This is a genomic window from Planctopirus hydrillae, assembly GCF_001707835.1.
Taxonomy (GTDB): Bacteria; Planctomycetota; Planctomycetia; order Planctomycetales; family Planctomycetaceae; genus Planctopirus; species Planctopirus hydrillae.
On record NZ_LYDR01000125.1, the window covers coordinates 1 to 349 of the forward strand.

The 349-nt window shown below is 32.4% G+C and carries 1 pseudogene; it reads right to left on the minus strand.

What is annotated here, in order from left to right:
- A pseudogene (locus A6X21_RS24755) lies at positions 1 to 349 on the minus strand (hypothetical protein); the annotation flags it as partial.

Genomic DNA, 349 nt, shown 5'->3' on the forward strand with positions numbered 1-349 from the left:
GCAGATGGTGTATTAGATGTAGAAATATTTTTTTCTGTAGAAACATTTTTAGATGTTGAATCTGTTGAAGTTATTGATTTTTTTAGGTGTTGAGAAGAGTCAATATTGATTGCAGAAGGAGTGGAAGTATTTGCAGATGTAGTATTTTCAGTAGTAGAGGCAGAGTTGTTTTCAATCCACAATTCAAATGGTTCAGCAGGTGGGAAAATACATTTTTCTTCGGTACAGGCCTGATATTCATAAGTGCCGCTGATTTTAATTTTACCATTTTTCTTGAGTTTTATATTTTGCCAGAAATCTGCTTTTTTGGTAAAGTATTCTACTTCTACCTGAAAAACCTTATCCATTT